Annotated in this window: 17 protein-coding genes, 1 tRNA gene and 4 pseudogenes; 8 read left to right on the plus strand and 14 right to left on the minus strand. The window is 59.7% G+C overall.

The window, feature by feature from the left end; translation table 11 throughout:
• The first annotated feature begins 75 nt into the window (after positions 1–75).
• Complete coding sequence (locus JN403_RS08450; protein WP_205486722.1) at positions 76–732, plus strand: class I SAM-dependent methyltransferase; 657 nt, start codon at positions 76–78, stop codon at positions 730–732.
• Positions 733–854: 122 nt separating this feature from the next.
• Here JN403_RS08450 and ychF read toward each other — a convergent pair whose 3' ends face one another.
• From ychF to JN403_RS08490, 8 genes and pseudogenes are all read right to left on the minus strand, one after another.
• A complete protein-coding gene (ychF, locus tag JN403_RS08455; RefSeq protein ID WP_065991776.1) occupies positions 855–1,955 on the minus strand; it encodes a redox-regulated ATPase YchF in 1,101 nt (366 codons plus the stop codon).
• Between the two features lie 21 nt (positions 1,956–1,976).
• A complete protein-coding gene (gene pth / locus JN403_RS08460; protein WP_074883940.1) occupies positions 1,977–2,561 on the minus strand; it encodes an aminoacyl-tRNA hydrolase in 585 nt (194 codons plus the stop codon).
• Positions 2,562–2,636: 75 nt separating this feature from the next.
• Entirely contained in the window at positions 2,637–3,248 is a 612-nt protein-coding gene (locus tag JN403_RS08465) for a 50S ribosomal protein L25/general stress protein Ctc (RefSeq protein WP_122622594.1), read from the minus strand.
• Positions 3,249–3,386: 138 nt separating this feature from the next.
• Entirely contained in the window at positions 3,387–4,328 is a 942-nt protein-coding gene (locus JN403_RS08470; RefSeq protein ID WP_037018241.1) for a ribose-phosphate pyrophosphokinase, read from the minus strand.
• A 47-nt stretch (positions 4,329–4,375) separates the two neighbouring features.
• Positions 4,376–4,450: transfer RNA gene (locus JN403_RS08475), tRNA-Gln, on the minus strand.
• A 36-nt stretch (positions 4,451–4,486) separates the two neighbouring features.
• Positions 4,487–5,337, minus strand: a pseudogene (gene ispE / locus JN403_RS08480) (4-(cytidine 5'-diphospho)-2-C-methyl-D-erythritol kinase).
• A gap of 2 nt (positions 5,338–5,339) precedes the next feature.
• Entirely contained in the window at positions 5,340–5,957 is a 618-nt protein-coding gene (gene lolB, locus JN403_RS08485) for a lipoprotein insertase outer membrane protein LolB (RefSeq protein ID WP_122622592.1), read from the minus strand.
• Positions 5,958–5,961: 4 nt separating this feature from the next.
• Positions 5,962–7,689 (minus strand): tetratricopeptide repeat protein, encoded by a 1,728-nt coding sequence (locus tag JN403_RS08490; protein WP_205486723.1) that lies wholly within the window; start codon positions 7,687–7,689, stop codon positions 5,962–5,964.
• A 257-nt stretch (positions 7,690–7,946) separates the two neighbouring features.
• Between JN403_RS08490 and hemA the strand changes: the two are divergent.
• The 6 genes and pseudogenes from hemA (at position 7,947) to JN403_RS08520 (ending at position 13,328) form a co-directional block, all read left to right on the plus strand.
• Positions 7,947–9,223, plus strand: a pseudogene (hemA, locus tag JN403_RS08495) (glutamyl-tRNA reductase).
• Entirely contained in the window at positions 9,220–10,302 is a 1,083-nt protein-coding gene (prfA, locus tag JN403_RS08500) for a peptide chain release factor 1 (protein ID WP_122536199.1), read from the plus strand. Before hemA ends, prfA begins: the two are co-directional and overlap by 4 nt.
• Positions 10,303–11,135 (plus strand): annotated as a pseudogene (gene prmC, locus JN403_RS08505) (peptide chain release factor N(5)-glutamine methyltransferase).
• Complete coding sequence (locus JN403_RS08510) at positions 11,129–11,902, plus strand: molybdopterin-synthase adenylyltransferase MoeB (RefSeq protein ID WP_205486724.1); 774 nt, start codon at positions 11,129–11,131, stop codon at positions 11,900–11,902. The pseudogene prmC and the gene JN403_RS08510 overlap by 7 nt, the downstream one beginning before the upstream one ends.
• The gene (gene murI / locus JN403_RS08515) at positions 11,895–12,695 is read left to right on the plus strand and encodes a glutamate racemase (protein ID WP_205486725.1); all 801 of its coding nucleotides are present in this window, start codon (positions 11,895–11,897) and stop codon (positions 12,693–12,695) included. Before JN403_RS08510 ends, murI begins: the two co-directional genes overlap by 8 nt.
• Positions 12,696–12,809: 114 nt before the next feature.
• Positions 12,810–13,328 (plus strand): acyloxyacyl hydrolase, encoded by a 519-nt coding sequence (locus JN403_RS08520; RefSeq protein WP_065991785.1) that lies wholly within the window; start codon positions 12,810–12,812, stop codon positions 13,326–13,328.
• A gap of 156 nt (positions 13,329–13,484) precedes the next feature.
• Here JN403_RS08520 and JN403_RS08525 read toward each other — a convergent pair whose 3' ends face one another.
• The 6 genes and pseudogenes from JN403_RS08525 to JN403_RS08550 form a co-directional block, all read right to left on the minus strand.
• On the minus strand, positions 13,485–13,796 hold the full coding sequence (locus JN403_RS08525) for a YkgJ family cysteine cluster protein (RefSeq protein ID WP_122536194.1): 312 nt from the start codon (positions 13,794–13,796) through the stop codon (positions 13,485–13,487).
• A 53-nt stretch (positions 13,797–13,849) separates the two neighbouring features.
• Positions 13,850–15,294, minus strand: a pseudogene (gene phrB, locus JN403_RS08530) (deoxyribodipyrimidine photo-lyase).
• A 9-nt stretch (positions 15,295–15,303) separates the two neighbouring features.
• Positions 15,304–16,242 carry a MerR family transcriptional regulator gene (locus tag JN403_RS08535; protein WP_205486726.1) on the minus strand — a complete coding sequence of 313 codons (939 nt, stop codon included), beginning with the start codon at positions 16,240–16,242 and terminating at the stop codon, positions 15,304–15,306.
• 2 nt (positions 16,243–16,244) lie between these two features.
• The gene (locus JN403_RS08540; RefSeq protein WP_205486727.1) at positions 16,245–17,225 is read right to left on the minus strand and encodes a DUF523 and DUF1722 domain-containing protein; all 981 of its coding nucleotides are present in this window, start codon (positions 17,223–17,225) and stop codon (positions 16,245–16,247) included.
• A gap of 169 nt (positions 17,226–17,394) precedes the next feature.
• Positions 17,395–17,610, minus strand: a complete 216-nt coding sequence (locus JN403_RS08545; RefSeq protein WP_205486728.1) for a TIGR02450 family Trp-rich protein — start codon at positions 17,608–17,610, stop codon at positions 17,395–17,397.
• Positions 17,607–18,593, minus strand: coding sequence for an NAD(P)/FAD-dependent oxidoreductase (locus JN403_RS08550; protein ID WP_205486729.1), 987 nt, complete (start codon positions 18,591–18,593; stop codon positions 17,607–17,609). The genes JN403_RS08545 and JN403_RS08550 overlap by 4 nt, the downstream gene beginning before the upstream one ends.
• Before the next feature lie 299 nt (positions 18,594–18,892).
• On the opposite strand from JN403_RS08550, the gene JN403_RS08555 reads away from it, so the two are divergent.
• Positions 18,893–19,795, plus strand: coding sequence for a TIGR01777 family oxidoreductase (locus JN403_RS08555; RefSeq protein WP_205486730.1), 903 nt, complete (start codon positions 18,893–18,895; stop codon positions 19,793–19,795).
• Positions 19,796–19,800 lie beyond the last annotated feature (5 nt).

Genomic DNA, 19,800 nt, shown 5'->3' on the forward strand with positions numbered 1-19,800 from the left:
CGAAAGGCTGGCGACGTATAAGATTCGTCGCCTTCTCTTCGTATTTCGATACCCATAGCCGTAGGGGATTTTTCCATGACCGACAGCAGTGCCGCAGGTGCGGCGGTTTATTCGCCCCTGACGTTAGCGTTGTACGACACCTGGGTGCTGGGCATTTCCAATCGGTATGCCTGGCGCTGCCCGACCGATCAGGTGCTGTTGCCGTTCTTCGGCGCCACTGTTCGTGCGCACCATCTGGATATTGGCGTCGGCACGGGTTACTACCTGGCGAAAGCCCAGTTGCCACCGAACACCCAAATCACCTTGATGGACCTCAACCCAAGCAGCCTCGCTGCCGCCAAGCGCAGGATCGGCCGGCCAGACACGCGTACCCTTCAGCATGACGTAGTGACGCCGATCCCCGGTAACGAACGCTTCGACTCGATATCGCTGTTCTATCTGCTGCATTGCCTGCCAGGCCCGCTGAACGCCAAGGCGGCGATTTTCGCTCACCTCAAGCACAATCTGACCCCGGACGGCGTATTGTTTGGCGCAACGATTTTGGGGGATGAGGCGGGGCACAATGGCTTTGGCCGCAAGCTGATGGCGGTGTACAACAAGAAAGGCATCTTCGGAAACAGCCAGGACACTCAGGCAGGTTTCGAGGCGCATTTGCGGACGCACTTTCGTGATGTAACGCTCAAACGTGAGGGTGTGGTTTTGCTGTTTCGCGCAGCGCAGCCGATTGTCTGAGCCGCACCGAGGCAGGCGAGCGCTACTGACAGATACAAAGCGCTGAAAGCACAAAGCCCGCGATCACTGAATGATGCGCGGGCTTTGGTGTTCAGCGGGGGCCGTGAAGGCCCTCGAACGCGTTAGACGTTGAAACGGAAGTGCAGAACGTCGCCGTCTTTGACGATGTAGTCCTTGCCTTCCAGGCGCCATTTGCCCGCTTCCTTGGCACCGGCCTCACCCTTGTACTGGATGAAATCGTTGTAGGCGACGCATTCGGCGCGGATGAAGCCTTTTTCGAAATCGGTGTGGATCACGCCGGCAGCCTGTGGCGCAGTGGCGCCGACACGGACGGTCCAGGCACGAACTTCTTCAACACCGGCAGTGAAGTAGGTCTGCAGGTGCAGCATTTCGTAGCCGGCACGGATCACGCGGTTCAGACCAGGCTCTTCAAGGCCCAGGGCCTCCAGGAACATGTCCTTTTCTTCGCCGTCGTCGAGTTCGGCGATTTCTGCCTCGATCTTGTTGCAGACCGGCACCAGCATTGCGCCTTCTTCTTCGGCGATGGCGCGAACCACGTCCAGGTGCGGGTTGTTCTCGAAGCCGTCTTCAGCAACGTTCGCGATGTACATGACCGGTTTGGTGGTCAGCAGATGGAAGCCCTTGATGACGGCTTTCTCATCGGCGCTCATGCTCTTCATCAGGCTGCGGGCAGGTTTGCCCAGTGTGAAGTGAGCAATGAGTTGTTCCAGCAGGCCTTTCTGGACCACTGCGTCCTTGTCACCGCCCTTGGCGTTGCGCGTGACTTTCTGCAGTTGCTTCTCGCAGCTGTCGAGGTCAGCGAAAATCAGTTCCAGATCGATGATCTCGATGTCGCGCTTCGGGTCGACGCTGTTGGAAACGTGAATCACGTTCTCGTCTTCGAAGCAGCGCACAACGTGGGCGATGGCGTCAGTCTCGCGAATGTTGGCGAGGAACTTGTTGCCCAGGCCTTCACCTTTGGAGGCACCGGCTACCAGCCCGGCGATGTCCACGAATTCCATCGTGGTCGGCAGGATGCGCTTCGGGTTGACGATGTCGGCCAGGGCCTGCAGCCGCGGGTCCGGCATGGGCACGATGCCGGTGTTCGGTTCGATGGTGCAGAAGGGAAAGTTCTCCGCCGCGATACCGGACTTGGTCAGGGCGTTGAACAGGGTGGACTTGCCGACGTTGGGCAGGCCGACGATGCCGCAGTTGAATCCCATGGTGTTTCCCCTCGAGTGATGTCAGGCCTTCTGGCTGTGCAGGACGCGCATCGCCTTGGCGAAGTCGCCAGCGAGTACATCCGGCAGCACGCCGAGGGCAAAGTCGATGCTGGCATCCAGTTTTTCCTGCTCGGCGCGTGGCGCTCGACCCAGGACGAAATTGGACACCAGACTGGCGTCGCCCGGGTGGCCGATGCCAAGCCGCAGGCGGTGGAAGCCGTTCTGGTTGCCGAGCTGCGCAATGATGTCGCGCAGCCCGTTATGCCCGCCGTGCCCGCCACCCAGTTTGAGTTTGGCGACGCCCGGAGGCAGGTCGAGTTCGTCGTGGGCCACCAGAATGGCTTGCGGAGGAATCCGGAAGAAACCCGCCAGAGCCGCGACGGACTGGCCGCTGCGGTTCATGTACGTGGTAGGAATCAGCAGACGAACGTCTTGGCCCTGATGACTGAACTTAGCCATCAGGCCGAAATATTTGCGGTCAGCGGTCAGATTGACACGCTGGGCGCTGGCAATGCGCTCGACGAAAAGAGCCCCTGCGTTATGCCGGGTCTGTTCGTATTCGGGGCCTGGATTTCCCAGGCCGACGATCAGTTGGATGGCGGTCACGTCAGGGGCTCTTCCTTGGGTCGAGTGTGATGATGGCGAGCATCATCACGGGTTCAACCGGCTAGCGAGTAATGATTACTCTGCTTCGCCTTCTGCGGTGCCTTCTTCTTCGTCCTGGACGATGCGAGGGGCGTGGACGTTAGCGATGTCCAGGTCCTTGCCGTGCGCCAGAGCGACGAATTCAACACCATTCGGTGCCTTGACGTCGGACAGGTGAACGTTGTCACCGATTTCCAGCGCGCCCAGGTCAACTTCGATGAACTCAGGCAGGTCTTTCGGCAGGCAGGTCACTTCCAGCTCAGTGGTAGTGTGCGAGATCTCGCCGCCTTTCTTGACCGGTGCTTCTTCGTTGATGAAGTGCACTGGAACGATAGCGGTCAGTTTCTGGCCAGCTACGACGCGGATGAAGTCGGCGTGCATGATGAACTGCTTGGCCGGGTGACGCTGCATGGCCTTGATCAGTACGTTCTGCTTGGCGCCATCGACATTCAGTTCGATAACGTGGCTGAAAGCAGCTTCGTTTTCGAACAGCTTGGCAATTTCCTTGGCTTCGATGGTGATCGAAACAGCTTCCTTGCCACCACCGTAGACAACGGCTGGGACTTGGGCGGCGAGACGACGCAGGCGGCGGCTCGCACCTTTCCCCAGGTCATTACGCGCTTGGGCGTTCAGAGTAAATTCGTTCATTTTGTATCTCCAAAATAGCCATGACCGAGCGGCGTTTGCGACCAGCGCCAGACACGGTATGGGCAAAAAGCCCCGCCCCGGCATTTGGTGTCGGGGCGGGGCGCTTTCGTCAACGGATGGTTCGGCAGGGCAGGGCCCTTATCGGAACATCGCGCTGATCGATTCTTCATTGCTGATGCGACGCATCGCCTCAGCGACTACCGGTGCGATATCCAGTTGACGGATACGGTCACAGGCCTGTGCTGCAGCGGACAACGGGATAGTGTTCGTCACCACCAGTTCGTCCAGCACGGAATTTTCGATGTTCTCGATTGCACGGCCCGACAGAACGGGGTGTGTGCAATACGCGAAGACCTTGGCAGCGCCGTGTTCTTTCAGCGCCTTGGCCGCGTGGCACAGGGTGCCGGCGGTATCGACCATGTCGTCGACGAGAATACAGGTACGGCCTTCAACATCACCGATGATGTGCATCACTTCGGAGTGGTTGGCCTTCTCGCGGCGCTTGTCGATGATGCCCAGATCGACGCCCAGGGATTTGGCAACAGCACGTGCACGCACGACGCCGCCGATATCCGGGGAAACAATCATCAGGTTTTCGAAGCGTTGGTCTTCGATGTCATCCACCAGAACCGGGGAGCCGTAGATGTTATCTACCGGAATATCGAAGAAGCCTTGAATCTGGTCAGCGTGCAGGTCGACAGTCAGCACACGGTCGATACCGACGACGGTGAGCATGTCCGCAACCACTTTAGCGCTGATAGCCACACGGGCGGAACGCGGACGGCGATCCTGGCGGGCATAACCAAAGTAAGGAATTACAGCAGTGATACGAGTGGCCGAGGAGCGACGGAAGGCGTCAGCCATCACGACGAGTTCCATCAGGTTATCGTTGGTCGGAGCGCAGGTCGGCTGGATAATGAAGACGTCTTTACCGCGAACGTTTTCATTGATCTCAGCGGTAATCTCACCGTCGGAGAACTTTCCAACAGAGATGTCACCGAGAGGGATATGCAGCTGACGTACGACACGCCGAGCCAGATCGGGGTTGGCGTTCCCCGTAAAGACCATCATCTTGGACACGCGCAGTACCTGGAGGCTTAGGGTATGCCTGGATGACTATAGGAAAATGGCAGGGGCGGCTGGATTCGAACCAACGCATGGCAGGATCAAAACCTGCTGCCTTACCGCTTGGCGACGCCCCTGTATCTGTTGCACGAGTGCCTGGCACTCGGTTCCTTTTAGAGCAGTGCCTGTAACTTCCGGTGCAACATCGAGATGTTTGCGCCTTTTGCTACAAACCCTGTAAGGGTCTCTGTAAGAAGGGCCGAGACTTTATCAGCTTCAGCTTTGCTTGGGAAGGCCCCAAACACACAACTTCCAGTTCCGGTTAATTTTGCTTCGGTAAATTTACCTAACAAATTCAAAGCGTTACCAACTTCTGGATATCGCCTCGTTACAACCGGTAAGCAGTCGTTTCGACTGTTTCCCTTGGGAACGGGGCGCACTTTAATGGGCGGAGTGTCACGTGTCAACAGCGGATCTGAAAAAATTTCTGCTGTACTTACAGATACTTGCGGCACTAGCACCAGATACCAAGGTTCTTCGGGGGTGACGGGAGTCAGTATCTCGCCGATTCCCTCAGCAAAAGCAGCGTGTCCACGCACGAAAACCGGCACGTCTGCCCCAAGCTTGAGGCCCAGCCCCGCCAGCCGATCCTCATCCCAGCCAAGCTGCCAGAGATGATTCAGGCCGAGCAATGTTGTCGCCGCATCCGAGCTTCCGCCGCCAATGCCGCCACCCATGGGCAAGATTTTTTCAGCCAGATATCGACGCCGAACGGAGAACCGGATGCTTCCTTTAGCGCACGAGCCGCTCTCACGATCAGATTGCTGTCGTGAGGGACGTCGGCGATTTCCGTGTGCAGCCGCACTTCGCCGTCGTCGCGAAGCGCGAAACTGAGTTCGTCGCCGTAATCGAGAAACTGAAAGAGCGTCTGCAGTTCGTGATAACCGTCGGCGCGCCGTCCGGTGATGTGCAGCATCAGATTCAATTTGGCAGGGGCGGGCAGTGTCAGTCGTGCTTGCGACATGCTCATTGCCCCAGTTTGCGTGGTTGCCAATCCTTGATGACCAGCGTGACGTCCAGATCCTGGCCGTGAAGTTTCATCCGTTCAGGCAACCAGAAACCGTTCTGCTGGGTGTAGCTCAGGTATTCGATCTGCCAGCCGTCCTGTTCGAGGCTGGACAAGCGACTGTCACCGTCAAGGGTTAGGCTGCTTTTGCTGTCGGGGGCGGGCAGGCCGCGTACCCACCAGACCAGATGCGACACCGGCAGTTTCCAGCCGAGCTGATCCTTGAGCAGGGTTTCCGGATCCGGCGCGTCGTAGCGGCCCTGATTGGCGACTTCCAGCGACACAGCACCAGGGCGACCGGTCAGGCGGGCAGCACCGCGACCCAGCGGGCCGGACAAGCGAATGTCGTAATAATCCTGACGTTGCAGCCAGAACAGGGTGCCGCTGCCGGAATCCTTCGGCGCGCGGATGCCGACCTTGCCGTTGATCTGCCAACCGTCAAGGCTGCTGAGTTGTTCTTTGTTCACACGCCATTGATTGGCGTCACCCTTGCCTTGTACGGCTTCGCGGGAGGACATGCCGGCACAGCCGGCGAGCAGGGCGATCAGACTGAATACGAGTACGTGGCGCAATTGCATAAATTCAAAGGGTCTCGGCGCCGGTCAGGCGTTTGATGGTGCTGCGCAGGACCGGGCTGTCAGGTTGTTGTTCAAGGGCCTTGCCCCACACTTTGCGGGCTTCACGCTGCTCGCCTTTGGCCCACAGGACTTCGCCCAGGTGCGCGGCGACTTCGTGATCTGGAAAGCGCTCGAGCGCCTGGCGCAGCAGGCGCTCAGCTTCATCCAGATTGCCCAGGCGGTAGTTGACCCAGCCGAGGCTGTCGAGCACCGCCGGGTCTTCCGGGTTGAGCTGGTGCGCGCGTTCGATCAGCTCCTTGGCTTCGGCGTAGCGCGTCGTTCGGTCAGAGAGCGTATAGCCCAGAGCGTTCAGCGCCATGGCGTTGTCCGGTTCGCGTTTGAGAATGGCCCGCAGGTCGCTCTCCATTTGCTTCAGATCGTTGCGTTTCTCGGCCAGCATCGAACGGGTGTAGAGCAGATTCAGATCGTCCGGGTACTGCTTGAGCGCCTGGCTCAATACCTGCCAGCCGCGATCGCTCTGGTTGTTATTGACCAGGGTCTCGGCTTCGACCAGATACAGCTGAATGGCGTAATCGGGTTGATCGGCACGTGCCTGAGCCAGCCGCTTCGACGCCTCGGCAGTGTTGCCATTGCTCATGAGGATGTCGGCCTGACGCAGCTGTGCTGGCAGGAAGTCGCTGCCGGCACCCACCTGAGCGTATTCGCTGAGGGCGGTTTGTGGATCGTTGCGCTCTTCGTAAATGCGGCCGAGGTTTACGTGGGCCGAGTCGACGTGACTGCCGCGAGCAACGAGGTCTTCGAGATAACCCTGCGCTTCATCCCATGCTTTGTTTTCCAGGCACACGAGGGCGAGCGAATACCGCAGCTCGTCGTCATCCGGGTACTGCTGAACCAGGCTGGAAAACTGCACTTTGGCGTCTTCCATACGGTTCTGCTCCACCAGCATGCGCGCGTAGGTCAGGCGCAGACGCTTGTCGTCCGGGTATTTCTTGATGCTTTTTTCCAACAGCGGGATCGCTTCCTTGCCGCGGTCCATGCTTTGCAGCAAGCGAGCGCGGAGCAGGATCGGCGCCACTTCGCCTTCACCCGGCGGGTTGTCTTCGAGCAGTTTCAGCGAGGCGGCACTGTCGCCTTCCTGCTGAAGGAGCAGCGCCTTGCCGAATATCAACTGGCCATTTTTCGGGTACTTCGTCAACAGGCGGTCAAAGCTGGTGATCAGCCCCTTGCGCGTAGTGGAATCGGTTTCCGATGCCGACAGCGCAAGGAAGTCAAAATGCGTGTCGCCCTGACCCTGAAGGACTTTCTCCATATAACGCATGGAATCGTCGTAGCGCCCGGCGCGCGCCAGCTGGATGGCTGCCGCGCGCTGTGCCTCGAGATTGCCAGGGTCGTTTTTCGCCCAGATCATCGACGTGTCGAGAGCGGCCTGATCGGCGCCCAGATACTCGGCTATGCGGAAGGCGCGCTCGGATATCCCCGGATCCTGGGTCTGGATCGCCTGGGTCACGTAGTTGTCCAGCGCGATGTCGAAGCGGTTGCGCTGGCCGGCAAGCTCGGCGGTCAACAGGCTGACGACGGTGTCCTGAGTAAACGAGCCGTACACCTGAGGTTTGGCCTCGGGCGCGGGCGGCGCTTCTTTCGCCGGAGCGAACGGCTCCGTAGAAACGGAGGCCGTAGACTGACAGCCACTCAGAGCGACAAGGGCAAGGAACAGCGCGGAGGATTTATTCATATAGAAGAGGGGCGGCTTACCTGCGGTTTGGAAGCATCATGACACAAGGCCGGGAGCAAACCCACAGCCCGCGCGAAATCTGGATACGCTCGATCTACAGCCTGAGCGCGGACATTTTGTCGCAGGCCAGAGCCGGTGATACGCAACCTGTATAGGGACAATAGTGCGCTGCGGACGTTCTGAATGTATTGCGGTGGTTGTCCTGAATCTACCGAAGTAGGACAATTGCCGGCTTCACGTCACCATCTGCGACCTTAATGGCCTTTCTTGCTCTGGGTATCAACCATAAGACTGCATCAGTCGATGTCCGCGAGCGCGTGGCATTTACGCCTGAACAGCTGGTTGAGGCGCTGCAGCAGCTCTGTCGTCTGACTCGCAGCCGTGAAGCCGCCATTCTCTCCACCTGCAATCGCAGCGAACTGTATATCGAACAGGATCAACTGACCGCCGACGTCGTCTTGCGCTGGCTGGCGGATTATCACCACCTGAACGTCGATGAACTTCGCGCCAGTGCCTATGTGCATGAGGACGACGCAGCGGTGCGTCACATGATGCGCGTGGCGTCGGGGCTGGATTCGCTGGTACTGGGCGAGCCGCAGATCCTTGGCCAGATGAAATCGGCCTATGCCGTTGCCCGGGAGGCTGGCACGGTCGGCCCCTTGCTCGGGCGGCTGTTTCAGGCCACCTTCAGCGCTGCCAAACAGGTGCGCACCGACACGGCCATCGGCGAGAACCCGGTGTCCGTCGCCTTTGCGGCCGTCAGCCTGGCCAAGCAGATTTTCAGCGATCTGCAGCGCAGTCAGGCGCTGTTGATAGGGGCGGGGAGACCATCACCCTGGTCGCGCGCCACCTCCATGATCTCGGGGTCAAGCGTATCGTCGTTGCCAACCGCACCCTTGAGCGCGCGAACATTCTCGCCGAGCAGTTCGGTGCCCACGCTGTGCTGCTGGCTGACATCCCGGCCGAGCTGGTCAACAGCGACATCGTCATTAGCTCGACTGCCAGTCAGTTGCCGATTCTGGGCAAAGGCGCCGTTGAAAGCGCGCTTAAGCTGCGTAAGCACAAGCCGATCTTCATGGTCGACATCGCCGTGCCGCGCGATATCGAACCCGAAGTTGGAGAGCTGGACGACGTCTACCTCTACACCGTGGACGATCTGCACGAAGTCGTCGCAGAAAACCTCAAGAGTCGCCAGGGCGCGGCACAGGCGGCCGAAGAGCTGGTCAGTGTGGGCGTAGACGACTTCATGTCGCGCCTGCGCGAGCTGGCGGCGGTTGACGTGCTCAAGGCGTATCGTCAGCAGAGCGAACGCCTGCGTGACGAAGAATTGCAGAAGGCCCAGCGCATGCTCGCCAATGGCAGCAACGCCGAGGATGTATTGATGGCGCTGGCACGTGGCCTGACGAACAAAATGATGCACGCTCCCAGTGTGCAACTCAAAAAGCTCTCCGCTGAAGGCCGCGTTGATGCGCTGGCCATGGCCCAGGAACTCTTTGCCCTCAACGAGGGCTTCACGGATAAATCCCCGCGATGAAAGCTTCACTGCTTAATAAGCTGGACGTGCTCAGCGACCGTTTCGAGGAATTGACCGCGCTGCTTGGCGATGGCGAAGTCATCTCCGACCAGACCAAATTTCGCGCGTATTCCCGTGAGTACGCCGAAGTCGAGCCCGTGATCCAGGTGTACCGGCAACTGCAGAAAGTGCAGGCCGACCTCGAAGGCGCGCAGGCGCTGCTCAAGGACAGCGACCCCGACATGCGTGAAATGGCCGTCGAGGAAGTGCGCGAAGCCAAGGATCAGTTACTCGTGCTTGAGGCTGACCTGCAGAAAATGCTGCTGCCCAAAGATCCGAACGACGGCCGCAACGTGTTTCTGGAAATCCGCGCCGGCACCGGTGGCGACGAAGCCGCTATCTTTGCCGGCGACCTGTTTCGCATGTATTCCCGCTACGCCGAGCGACGTGGCTGGCGTGTCGAGATTCTGTCCGAGAACATCGGCGAGCATGGCGGCTACAAGGAAGTCATTGCGCGGGTCGAAGGCGAGCACGTCTACGGCAAGCTGAAATTCGAGTCGGGCGTGCATCGCGTTCAGCGAGTGCCGGAAACCGAATCCCAAGGACGCATTCACACGTCTGCGTGTACGGTAGCGGTGTTGCCAGAGCCTGACGAACAGCAGACCATCGAGATCAACCCGTCAGACTTGCGCGTTGATACCTATCGCTCTTCCGGCGCCGGTGGTCAGCACGTCAACAAGACCGATTCGGCCATCCGCATTACGCACTTGCCGTCCGGCATCGTGGTGGAATGCCAGGAAGAACGTTCGCAGCACAAAAACCGTGCGCGGGCGATGTCCTGGCTGTCGGCCAAGCTCAATGATCAGCAGACCGCTGCAGCGGCCAACGCCATCGCCAGCGAGCGCAAATTGCTGGTAGGTTCCGGGGATCGCTCGGAACGCATTCGTACTTACAATTTCCCACAGGGGCGAGTCACGGATCACCGCGTGAACCTGACGCTCTATTCCCTTGATGAAGTTCTGGCCGGCGGGGTCGATGCAGTGATAGAACCGTTACTTGCCGAGTATCAGGCAGATCAACTTGCGGCACTGGGTGATTAAATGACCATCATCGCCAGCTTGTTAAGAAGCGCCGAGTTGCCGGATTCTCCGACAGCGCGTCTGGATGCAGAATTGTTGCTGGCCGCTGCCCTGGGCAAGCCGCGCAGTTTTCTGCACACCTGGCCCGAGCGTATTGTCAGCACCGAAGCGGCGCACGCTTTCGACGGCTATCTCAAGCGTCGTCGAACCGGTGAACCCGTCGCGTACATCCTGGGCCTGCAAGGGTTCTGGAACATCGACCTGGAAGTCGCGCCCCATACGCTCATCCCGCGGCCCGAAACCGAAATGCTGGTGGAAACCGCGCTGGAGCTTTTGCCCGGTGCGATTCCTCACACACTGCTCGACCTCGGCACTGGCACCGGCGCGATCGCGCTGTCGCTGGCCAAGGATCGTCCGCAGTGGAGCGTCACGGCGGTGGATCGCGTTGAAGACGCGGTCGAGCTTGCCGAACGCAACCGCCAGCGCCTGCATCTGGATAACGCCAAGGTCTTGCACAGTCACTGGTTCAGTGCCGTCGAGGGGCAGCGTTTCGACCTGATCCTGAGCAACCCCCGTACATTGCCTCCGACGACCCTCATTTGGTCGAAGGTGACGTGCGCTTCGAGCCAAGCAGCGCGTTGGTCTCCGGCGCCGACGGCCTGGACGATTTACGCCTGATCGTGTCGCAAGCGCCCGCACACCTTGAAGCGGGCGGCTGGCTCTTGCTGGAGCATGGTTACGATCAAGGCGCGGCGGTGCGCGAGCTGTTGCTTGAGCACGGATTCGAAGAGATCAAGACTCGCCGCGACCTGGGCGACCACGAGCGCATTACCTTCGGGCGAGTGCCGTGCTGACGGACGAGGAACTGCTGCGCTACAGCCGGCAGATCCTTCTGCAACAGGTCGACATCGACGGCCAGCTGCGCCTCAAACAAAGCCGCGTGCTGATTGTCGGCCTCGGCGGACTGGGTTCGCCTGTAGCGTTGTATCTGGCGGCGGCCGGCGTCGGAGCATTGCATCTGGCTGATTTCGACAGTGTCGATCTGACCAACCTGCAACGCCAGATCATTCACGACACCCCGAGCGTGGGCTTAAGCAAAGTCGACTCAGCCATCACCCGGCTCACCGCCATCAATCCGCAGATCACGCTGGTGGCCCATCGCGCGGCCCTGGATGCCGACTCACTGGCGGCAGCCGTGGCCGGGGTCGATCTGGTGCTCGACTGCTCGGACAATTTCTCGACGCGCGAGGCGGTCAATGCGGCCTGCGTCGCCGCCTGCAAACCGCTGGTCAGCGGCGCTGCAATTCGCCTGGAAGCGCAACTGTCTGTGTTCGATCCGCGCCGTCCAGAGAGCCCTTGTTACCACTGCCTGTACGGGCATGGCAGCGAAACCGAATTGACCTGCAGCGAAGCCGGCGTGATCGGCCCTTTGTTGGGACTGGTGGGCAGTTTGCAGGCTCTCGAAGCCCTGAAGCTGCTGGCCGGATTCGGCGAGCCGATGGTCGGGCGACTGCTGCTGATCGATGCGTTGAGCACGCGATTCCGCGAGTTGAAAGTCAAACGCGATCCTGGCTGCAGCGTGTGCGGTACCGGGCTTGGAACTGCCGTCGAGCATGAATAGAGACAGCGATGCGCCGGTGGCGGTGTTTGATTCCGGCGTCGGCGGGTTGTCGGTGCTGGCGGAAATACAGCAGTTGCTGCCACGGGAATCGCTGCTCTATGTCGCCGACTGCGGCCACATCCCCTATGGCGAGAAAACCCCCGAATTCATTCGCGAACGTTGCGCAACGATTGCCGAGTTCTTCCACCGTCAGCGCGCCAAGGCGCTGGTGATCGCCTGCAATACGGCAACAGTTGCCGGTATCGCTGACTTGCGCCTCCGCTACCCTGACTGGCCGCTGGTGGGCATGGAGCCTGCGGTCAAACCTGCCGCTGCGGCGACGCGGACCGGTGTCGTCGGTGTGCTGGCGACCACGGGCACTTTGCAGAGCGCCAAGTTCGCCGCATTGCTCGATCGCTTCGCGGTAGACGTGCAAGTCATCACGCAGCCCTGCCCGGGACTGGTGGAGTTGATTGAAACGGGCGACTTGGTCAGCCCGACGATTCGGCAACTGCTGCAGAGTTACGTCGCGCCGTTACTCGCTGCAGGCTGCGACACCATCATTCTGGGCTGCACCCATTACCCGTTTCTCAAGCCATTGCTGCGGGAAATGATTCCTGCGTCCATCACACTGATCGACACCGGCGCTGCTGTAGCCCGGCAGTTGCAGCGGTTATTGGGCGAGCGCGAGCTGTTGGCGAACGGTCATCCTCAGACCACGCAGTTCTGGACGACCGGCGATCCAGAAGATTTCAGAAACGTCCTACGCGTGCTTTGTAACAACTCCGACAATGTGCGAAGCTTCGTTTCGTGAAAAAAACGTGAATCGCTTCGGCCGTGGGTGAACTAAAGTTCAGCCGCCGGCTTCTACAGCACTTCTGTCGACATAAAAAATTTCTAACTGCTTTCGAAAAATAGGATGTTTCAGATGAAGCGACTGTTTTGTTTGGCTGCGATTGCGGCTGCTCTGTTGGGGCAAAGCGCAATTGCTCAAGCTGATGGGGTCGAGTTTTCCGTAGGACAAACTGGCGAGTCCACCATGACTTATCGTCTGGGTGCGCAGTTTGATTGGGATAAAAGTTGGTGGCAAACCGGTGTCGGTCGCCTGACCGGCTATTGGAGCGGCGCCTATACATACTGGGAAGGCGACAAGAACTCCAGCAACAACAGCCTGTCGTTCTCCCCGGTATTCGTTTATGAGTTCTCGGGTGAGAGCGTCAAGCCTTACATCGAAGCGGGTATCGGCGCCGCTGTGTTCCAGCGCACCGAAGTGGAAGGTAACAAGCTGGGCAGCGCGTTTCAGTTTGAAGACCGTTTGGGTTTTGGTCTGCGCTTTGCCGGTGGACATGAAGTCGGCCTGCGCGCCACTCACTACTCCAACGGCGGCATGACCACCAACAACGACGGCATCGAAAGCTACGCGATTCACTACACGATGCCGTTCTAAGCGCTCGAGTGTTTCATTGCAGGAGCGGGCTTGACCGCAATTGCAACGTACCCTTCGCTTCTTCTCGGCTGAAGCCGGTCCAACCGACGCAGCACATGGTAGGACCGGCTTTAACCGGGAAGCTCAGCCAACGCGGCTGACTCAGGCAAACAGCAATCACAGATACGCCGTCGCAATCCCCTCTCGCTCGGCAATACACTCCGGCGCACCCATCTCGAATTCCCTGCAAATCAACGGCCGACGGTCGTAGATCGTGCACATCATCGTGTCGCGATCCAGTGCCGCGCACCAGCCATCGTCCAGGCGCAGCATGACTTCGCCTCCCCAGTCATCGGTGTCGATGTAACGCTCGGGCACGCCGGTGTCGGTGATCAACATGACCTCCAGCTGGCAGCAGCAGGCCGCGCAGGTAGAACACGTGATTGCGGGTTCGTCAGGGAGTTGAAGCGAAGGGATAACGGTCGTCATGGGCGGCAGTTTAAATCACCGCGCAATGGACCGCGAACCGGCGTGACGAATGCTCACCCATTCTCCTGCGTCTCCGCCTGCCGTTGGGGCAGCGACTTGAACGCTTGCAGGGCGCGCTCGCGGCTGGCTTTCAAATCAACGATGGGCGCGGGATAACCCTCAGCGCTGAACAGGCCGCCCAATGCGGCAGGGTTATGAATGTCGCGCTTGTTCAGCTCAGCCAGTTCAGGCACCCACTGTTTGATGAATCGGCCCTCAGGGTCGAAGCGCTCCGACTGACTTTGCGGATTGAAGATCCGGAAGTAAGGCGACGCATCGGTGCCGGTTGATGAGCTCCACTGCCAGCCGCCGTTGTTCGAGGCGAGATCGCCGTCGATCAGGTGCTGCATGAAGAAGCGCTCACCTTCACGCCAGTCGATCAGCAGATTCTTGGTCAGGAACATGGCCGAAATCATCCGCAGGCGATTGTGCATCCAGCCTGTCTCAAGCAGCTGACGCATGGCGGCGTCGACAATCGGCAGGCCGGTCCGGCCCTGCTGCCAGGCCTCGAGATCCTCGGGCGAGTTGCGCCATTTCAGCGCTTCGGTTTCCGGGCGGAAGGCGCGATGACGGGAGACACGGGGAAGCCCACCAGCACGTGCTTGTAAAACTCACGCCAGAGCAGTTCGTTGATCCAGGTGACTGAGCCCGAGTTACCGGTCTCGAACTCGCCATTGTTGCTGCGCAGTGCCGAATGCAGGCACTGGCGCGGAGAAATCACGCCGGCAGCCAGGTACGCAGACAGCTGGCTGGTCCCGGGCTTGGCGGGGAAGTCGCGCTCTTGATCGTAGTAATGCACTTGCTCGTCGGTGAAGTTTTGCAAGCGATCACGCGCCTCATCTTCGCCGGCCGGCCAGAGCGAACGCAGGGTATCAGTCGGTGCGGCGAAACCCTTGACTGCATCCGGCACGACATCGCTTTTGACAGACAGCTTCTGCTGCGCCTTGGGCAGCGCAACCAGCGCCGGCATCGAGTAATGCAAACGGGCGTAACAGACCTTGCGGAATTGCGTGAAAACCTTGAAATACCCGCCGCTCTTGGTGAGCACGCTGCCAGGCTGAAAGAACAGCTGATCGAGGTGGCGATGAAACAGAACGCCGGCGCCATCGAGTGCCTTCTCGACGTCACGATCACGTTTGGTCTCGTTGATGCCGTACTCGTCGTTGACGTGCACGCTGTCGATCCCGTGTTGCTGACACAACCCAAGCAACGCCTTGGGCGCCTGCGACCACGTGTCCGCATGGACGATCAGCAAAGGGACATTGAGCGCCGCAAGTGCCTTGCTCAATTCGCGAAGGTTGCGCAGCCAGAAATCGACTTTGCACGGGGCATCGTCATGGCTCTGCCACTGGCCCGGACTGATCATGTACACGGCAAGCGTCGGGCCCTGCTCCATGGCAGCGCTCAGCGCCGTGTTGTCATGCACACGCAGATCGCTGCGCAGCCATATCAATTGCATAGTTATTCCTTAGAGGAGCCCTAGCCGCTGCAAAGTGGCCTGGGCGGTCAAAGGGTCTTCAGCCAGCGAGAGGCCGGAGACTTCACCCTCGGCGGCGGATAATTCCGTCGAATGAATGCGCACTGCGGGCCCGACGATCAGCTTCGGGCACTCGATGTTGTGCAGCAGGCGGGGCAGCTGGCCGACGTTCAGCGACTTGCTGGAATACAACAGCACTGCGCGCGGCTTGAGGTACTCGCAGGCCAGGGCGAGCTCGCCTGCCGGCAAAGGCCAGTCGAACACTTCCACAGGGCAATCGGCACTGCTGAGCAGCCACGCGGTCAGCCACAGATGCGGCTCAAGCGGCAGATCGGACTGGTTGACCAGCAGCAAGGGCGCGCCGCTGACCTGACGGTTGTTGTGGTACAGCCGGGCGCCAAACTTGCTGCGCAGCCACGAATAGAAAAACACCCGCTCCAGCTGCGCGCCGAACTGGCCTTGCCAGCGCTGCTCAAGTGACGCCAGCAGCGGCAGTAACAGTTGTTCACAGAGGGTGCGCGGCGGGTACAACGACATGGCGCGGTTGAGTGAATCGTCCAGGCGCCGCTCGGCCAGGGCGCCGATGGCATCCTGAAGGGTCTGGCGAAGAATGTCCCAGTCGTTCTCGACATTTGGCGGTGCCGCCTGCTGGTCGTCGATCAGCTGCTTGACCTGACTGACCGACACGCCACGGTTAAGCCACGTGAGAATGGTCAGCACGCGATCCACATGCTCATTGCTGTAAAGACGATGTCCCTTGGGCGTGCGGTGCGGAACGATAAGACCGTATCGGCGTTCCCAGGCGCGCAGGGTCACTGCATTAACGCCGGTCAGTCGGGCAATTTCACGAATCGGCAGCCAGCCGTTTTCAAAAGCGTTCGCGGCGTCCTGCGGGTCGCCTTCCGGCGGTTCTTGCTCGGTAGTGGTCATGTTCAAATCGCGTTGCGCAGACTGAGGTTTTCCGGATGTGGCTGCAGATAAACCTGCAGCGCAATGTACGGGTCGGGGTGTCGGCGGAAATGATGTTTGAGCAGCGTCAGCGGCACGACCAGAGGCACGATGCCCTGGTGGTACTGATTGATGACGCCCTGAATTTCTTTCTTGTCGGAAGCGCTGAGGGTCTGGCGCAGATAACCGCACAGATGCTGCAGCACGTTGGTGTGGGTACGTCGGGTGGCCGGTTTCTTCAGCGCGCTCATCAGTTGACTGAAATAGCGCGGGGCGATTTCAGCCGGGTCGTTTCGTCCCATGGTGCCCAGTAGATTCCCCAGCGTTTTGTACTGAACCGGATCGTTGGCCATAAGCTGGTATTTATAGCGGGCATGAAACTCGGTCAACGATCGGCGAGTGATGCCGCTCTTCAGCAGTGTCTGCCAGGCGGCGTAGGCAAACACGCGGGTGATGAAATTCTCCCGCAGAACCGGGTCGTTTAAACGACCGTCTTCTTCGACCGGGAGATCAGGGTGACGCGCGCAGAACGCCTGGGCATAGATGCCGCGTCCACCTGTTTCGAACGGCACGCCGTTATCGCGGTAAACCTTTACGCGTTCCAGGCCACACGACGGCGATTTCTGCATGAAGATGTAACCGCAGATATCACTCATCTCCTTGGCCATGTGCTCGCCATAGTCAGCCAGTTGCTCAGTCACATCCATCGAGTGATGAACCGTACCAACCGCCCGAGGATGATCCGTGTCACCCACCAAACGAATGGCTTCGCGAGGGATGCCCATACCAATGGCGACCTCGGGGCAAGCTGGCACGAAATCGAAATATTCGGTGAGGGCGCGGGTCAGAAGGTGTGATTCCTTGTGCCCGCCATTGAACCTGACCTCCACACCCATCAGGCAGGCACTGACGCCCAGCTTGGGTTTGGAGACTTGCTCTGATGAGTGACCGAGTACTGCAGACATGACAAACCCTCGAAGAACTTCTTATACAGATCCTTTAGTCTGTACAACTTTGCTCATCATAGGTTTGTGGTTCTGCAAGTCAAATAATTTGTACGAGATCGGGAGAATGAAGCGACAAGTGCTGCGTTTTAGGTGCAGCAAGGGGAGGGTGCGGTAATTTGCGTACGGTTTACTTCCAGCCCATTTGCCAGGTCTGGTCATTCTGCAACGTCTGCCAAGCCAGCTTCTGAGTGCGCTTGGTCATCACTGCCTGCAGTTCGATGTCCAGCACCGTGCCTTCTTCATCACAGAACAGCTCGGTGACCAGAAAGTGTTTTTCACGATTTTGGGGAGCTGCTGCCGTCCATTTTGACAGCAGCAGCTTACGCGGATTGAGTCGATTCATTCGAGGTGTTCCAGCAGACGCCGCGCGGCTTCCTGACCGCTTAGCCATGCCCCCTCGACCCGGCCCGACAGGCACCAGTCGCCGCAGACATACAGACCCAGATCGGGATCGGACAACGCGCCGACTTCGCGCCCGCCAGCAGGCCTTGCGTACAACCAGCGGTGAGCGAGGGTGAACGCCGGGGCTGGCATCGCGCAATTCATCAGCTCGGCGAACGCGCCGTGCAACTGATCGATGACCTCTTCCTTTGGCATGTCGACATGCTGGCGGCTCCAGGCGCTGGTGGCGTGCAGAATCCAGGTGTCCATCTGGCTGTCGCGCCCGGGTTTGCTGCGATTGCGGGCCAGCCAGTCGATAGCGCTGTCTTGCACGAAGCAGCCTTCGAGTGGCGTGTCCAGCGGAGTGTCGAAGGCCAGCGCAACGGCCCAGGTCGGCTCCATTTTCACGCCTGCGACGACGCTCGCCAGTTTGGGGGCGTCGGCCAGCAGGGTCGTGGCCTGAGGCGCGGGGATGGCGATCACGACCTGACTGAACGGGCCATGGCTCTGGCCGTCGGCGTCCAGCAGATTCCAGTGTTGTTCGCCACGAAAGACTTCGGTGATGCGGCAGGAAAAGGTCACCGGCATGTCGCCGAGCATGGCCCGGGCGATTGCACTCATGCGCGGCGTGCCGACCCAGCGCACCTGCTCGTCAGGTGACAGGCTGAGTTTTCCGCCATGGAAGTTGTAAAGCAGCGGCGTCCACTCGGCCACATGACCATCGGCCTGCCACTGCTGCACAGCGGAAGCAAAACGGCGGTCGCGTGCCGTGAAATACTGCGCGCCCATGTCCAGTGCGCCAGCATCGCTGCGTTTGCTGGACATCCGGCCGCCACTGCCGCGGCTCTTGTCGAAAAGGTGAATGCTATGCCCGGCGGCTTGCAACGCCTGGGCGGCGGAGAGTCCGGCGATGCCGGTACCGATGATTGCGATGGGGACAGTCATAGGGGCCTCGTTACCTTGTCTGCACAGACTACGCCTCAGGCAAAAGCTGTACAATGCCGTTTTTCGGTATAAGTTGTCGCCCTGCATACGCAGGACGCGGACCTTTCCAAGGGCTCGCTGACAAGTCTGACGCTTTGCTTCAATCGTTCAACTGCACGATCGGGCTGTCCTAAAGAACAGCGAGGGAGTGGATCACGCCAAGGTGACCTAGAGTTGAGTGATCACTCCGCACACGAGCTCATGGCTTGTGAAGAAATAGACTCCGCAATTGCGATGAACGCCACGTAAGGAACTCAGTCATGCACATCTTGCTGACCGGCGGTACAGGCTTGATAGGGCGTCGTTTGTGTAAGCACTGGCTCGCACAGGCCCATCAATTGACGGTCTTGAGTCGCAAACCCGATGACGTGGCGCGGCTCTGCGGCGCCAATGTTCGCGGGATTGCACACTTCGATGACATTGGCACTCAACACGTCGATGCGGTGGTCAACTTGGCCGGCGCGCCCATCGCCGACCGCCCCTGGACACGCAGACGCAAAATACTGCTGTGGGACAGCCGCATTACCCTGACCGAACAACTCGTCACGTGGCTTGAGCGCCGCGAGCAGAAACCTGACGTACTGATTTCCGGCTCGGCGGTGGGCTGGTATGGCGACGGCGGGGAGCGCGAGCTCGACGAAAATGCGCAACCGGTCAGTGAGGATTTCGCCAGTCGCCTGTGCATTGCCTGGGAAGAGACCGCGCAACGTGCCGAAACCTTGGGCATTCGCGTGGTGCTGGTGCGCACCGGTCTGGTGTTGGCCGATGAAGGCGGCATGCTGCAACGACTGTTGCCGCCGTTCAAGCTGGGCATGGGCGGGCCGATCGGCAACGGACGCCAATGGATGCCATGGGTTCACATCGAGGATCAAATCGCCCTGATTGATTTTCTGATGAGTCGGGACGATGCCCGAGGTCCTTATAATGCCTGCGCGCCATCACCGGTTCGCAACCGGGATTTTGCCAAGACCCTTGCGTCCGTGCTGCACCGCCCGTCATTCATGCCGATGCCGGCCGTTGCGCTCCGAGTGCTGCTGGGCGAGCTGTCGATCCTGCTGCTGGGCGGTCAGCGCGCCCGGCCAGACCGTCTCCAGGAGGCGGGTTTCACTTTCCGATTCACTGATCTGCGTGCGGCCCTGGAAAACCTTCTGGGCCGCCACTGACATCA

Source organism: Pseudomonas sp. 15A4, assembly GCF_016925575.1.
Taxonomy (GTDB): Bacteria; Pseudomonadota; Gammaproteobacteria; order Pseudomonadales; family Pseudomonadaceae; genus Aquipseudomonas.

Excerpts from the sequence above, each read along its gene's own strand:
- JN403_RS08465 (WP_122622594.1), bottom strand. The coding sequence starts at position 3,248 with ATGAACGAATTTACTCTGAACGCCCAAGCGCGTAATGACCTGGGGAAA.
- JN403_RS08525 (WP_122536194.1), bottom strand. The coding sequence starts at position 13,796 with ATGACGACCGTTATCCCTTCGCTTCAACTCCCTGACGAACCCGCAATC.
- JN403_RS08540 (WP_205486727.1), bottom strand. The coding sequence starts at position 17,225 with ATGTCTGCAGTACTCGGTCACTCATCAGAGCAAGTCTCCAAACCCAAG.
- JN403_RS08450 (WP_205486722.1), top strand. The coding sequence starts at position 76 with ATGACCGACAGCAGTGCCGCAGGTGCGGCGGTTTATTCGCCCCTGACG.
- JN403_RS08555 (WP_205486730.1), top strand. The coding sequence starts at position 18,893 with ATGCACATCTTGCTGACCGGCGGTACAGGCTTGATAGGGCGTCGTTTG.
- JN403_RS08545 (WP_205486728.1), bottom strand. The coding sequence starts at position 17,610 with ATGAATCGACTCAATCCGCGTAAGCTGCTGCTGTCAAAATGGACGGCA.
- ychF (WP_065991776.1), bottom strand. The coding sequence starts at position 1,955 with ATGGGATTCAACTGCGGCATCGTCGGCCTGCCCAACGTCGGCAAGTCC.
- lolB (WP_122622592.1), bottom strand. The coding sequence starts at position 5,957 with ATGCAATTGCGCCACGTACTCGTATTCAGTCTGATCGCCCTGCTCGCC.
- JN403_RS08520 (WP_065991785.1), top strand. The coding sequence starts at position 12,810 with ATGAAGCGACTGTTTTGTTTGGCTGCGATTGCGGCTGCTCTGTTGGGG.
- prfA (WP_122536199.1), top strand. The coding sequence starts at position 9,220 with ATGAAAGCTTCACTGCTTAATAAGCTGGACGTGCTCAGCGACCGTTTC.
- JN403_RS08490 (WP_205486723.1), bottom strand. The coding sequence starts at position 7,689 with ATGAATAAATCCTCCGCGCTGTTCCTTGCCCTTGTCGCTCTGAGTGGC.
- murI (WP_205486725.1), top strand. The coding sequence starts at position 11,895 with ATGAATAGAGACAGCGATGCGCCGGTGGCGGTGTTTGATTCCGGCGTC.
- JN403_RS08535 (WP_205486726.1), bottom strand. The coding sequence starts at position 16,242 with ATGACCACTACCGAGCAAGAACCGCCGGAAGGCGACCCGCAGGACGCC.
- JN403_RS08550 (WP_205486729.1), bottom strand. The coding sequence starts at position 18,593 with ATGACTGTCCCCATCGCAATCATCGGTACCGGCATCGCCGGACTCTCC.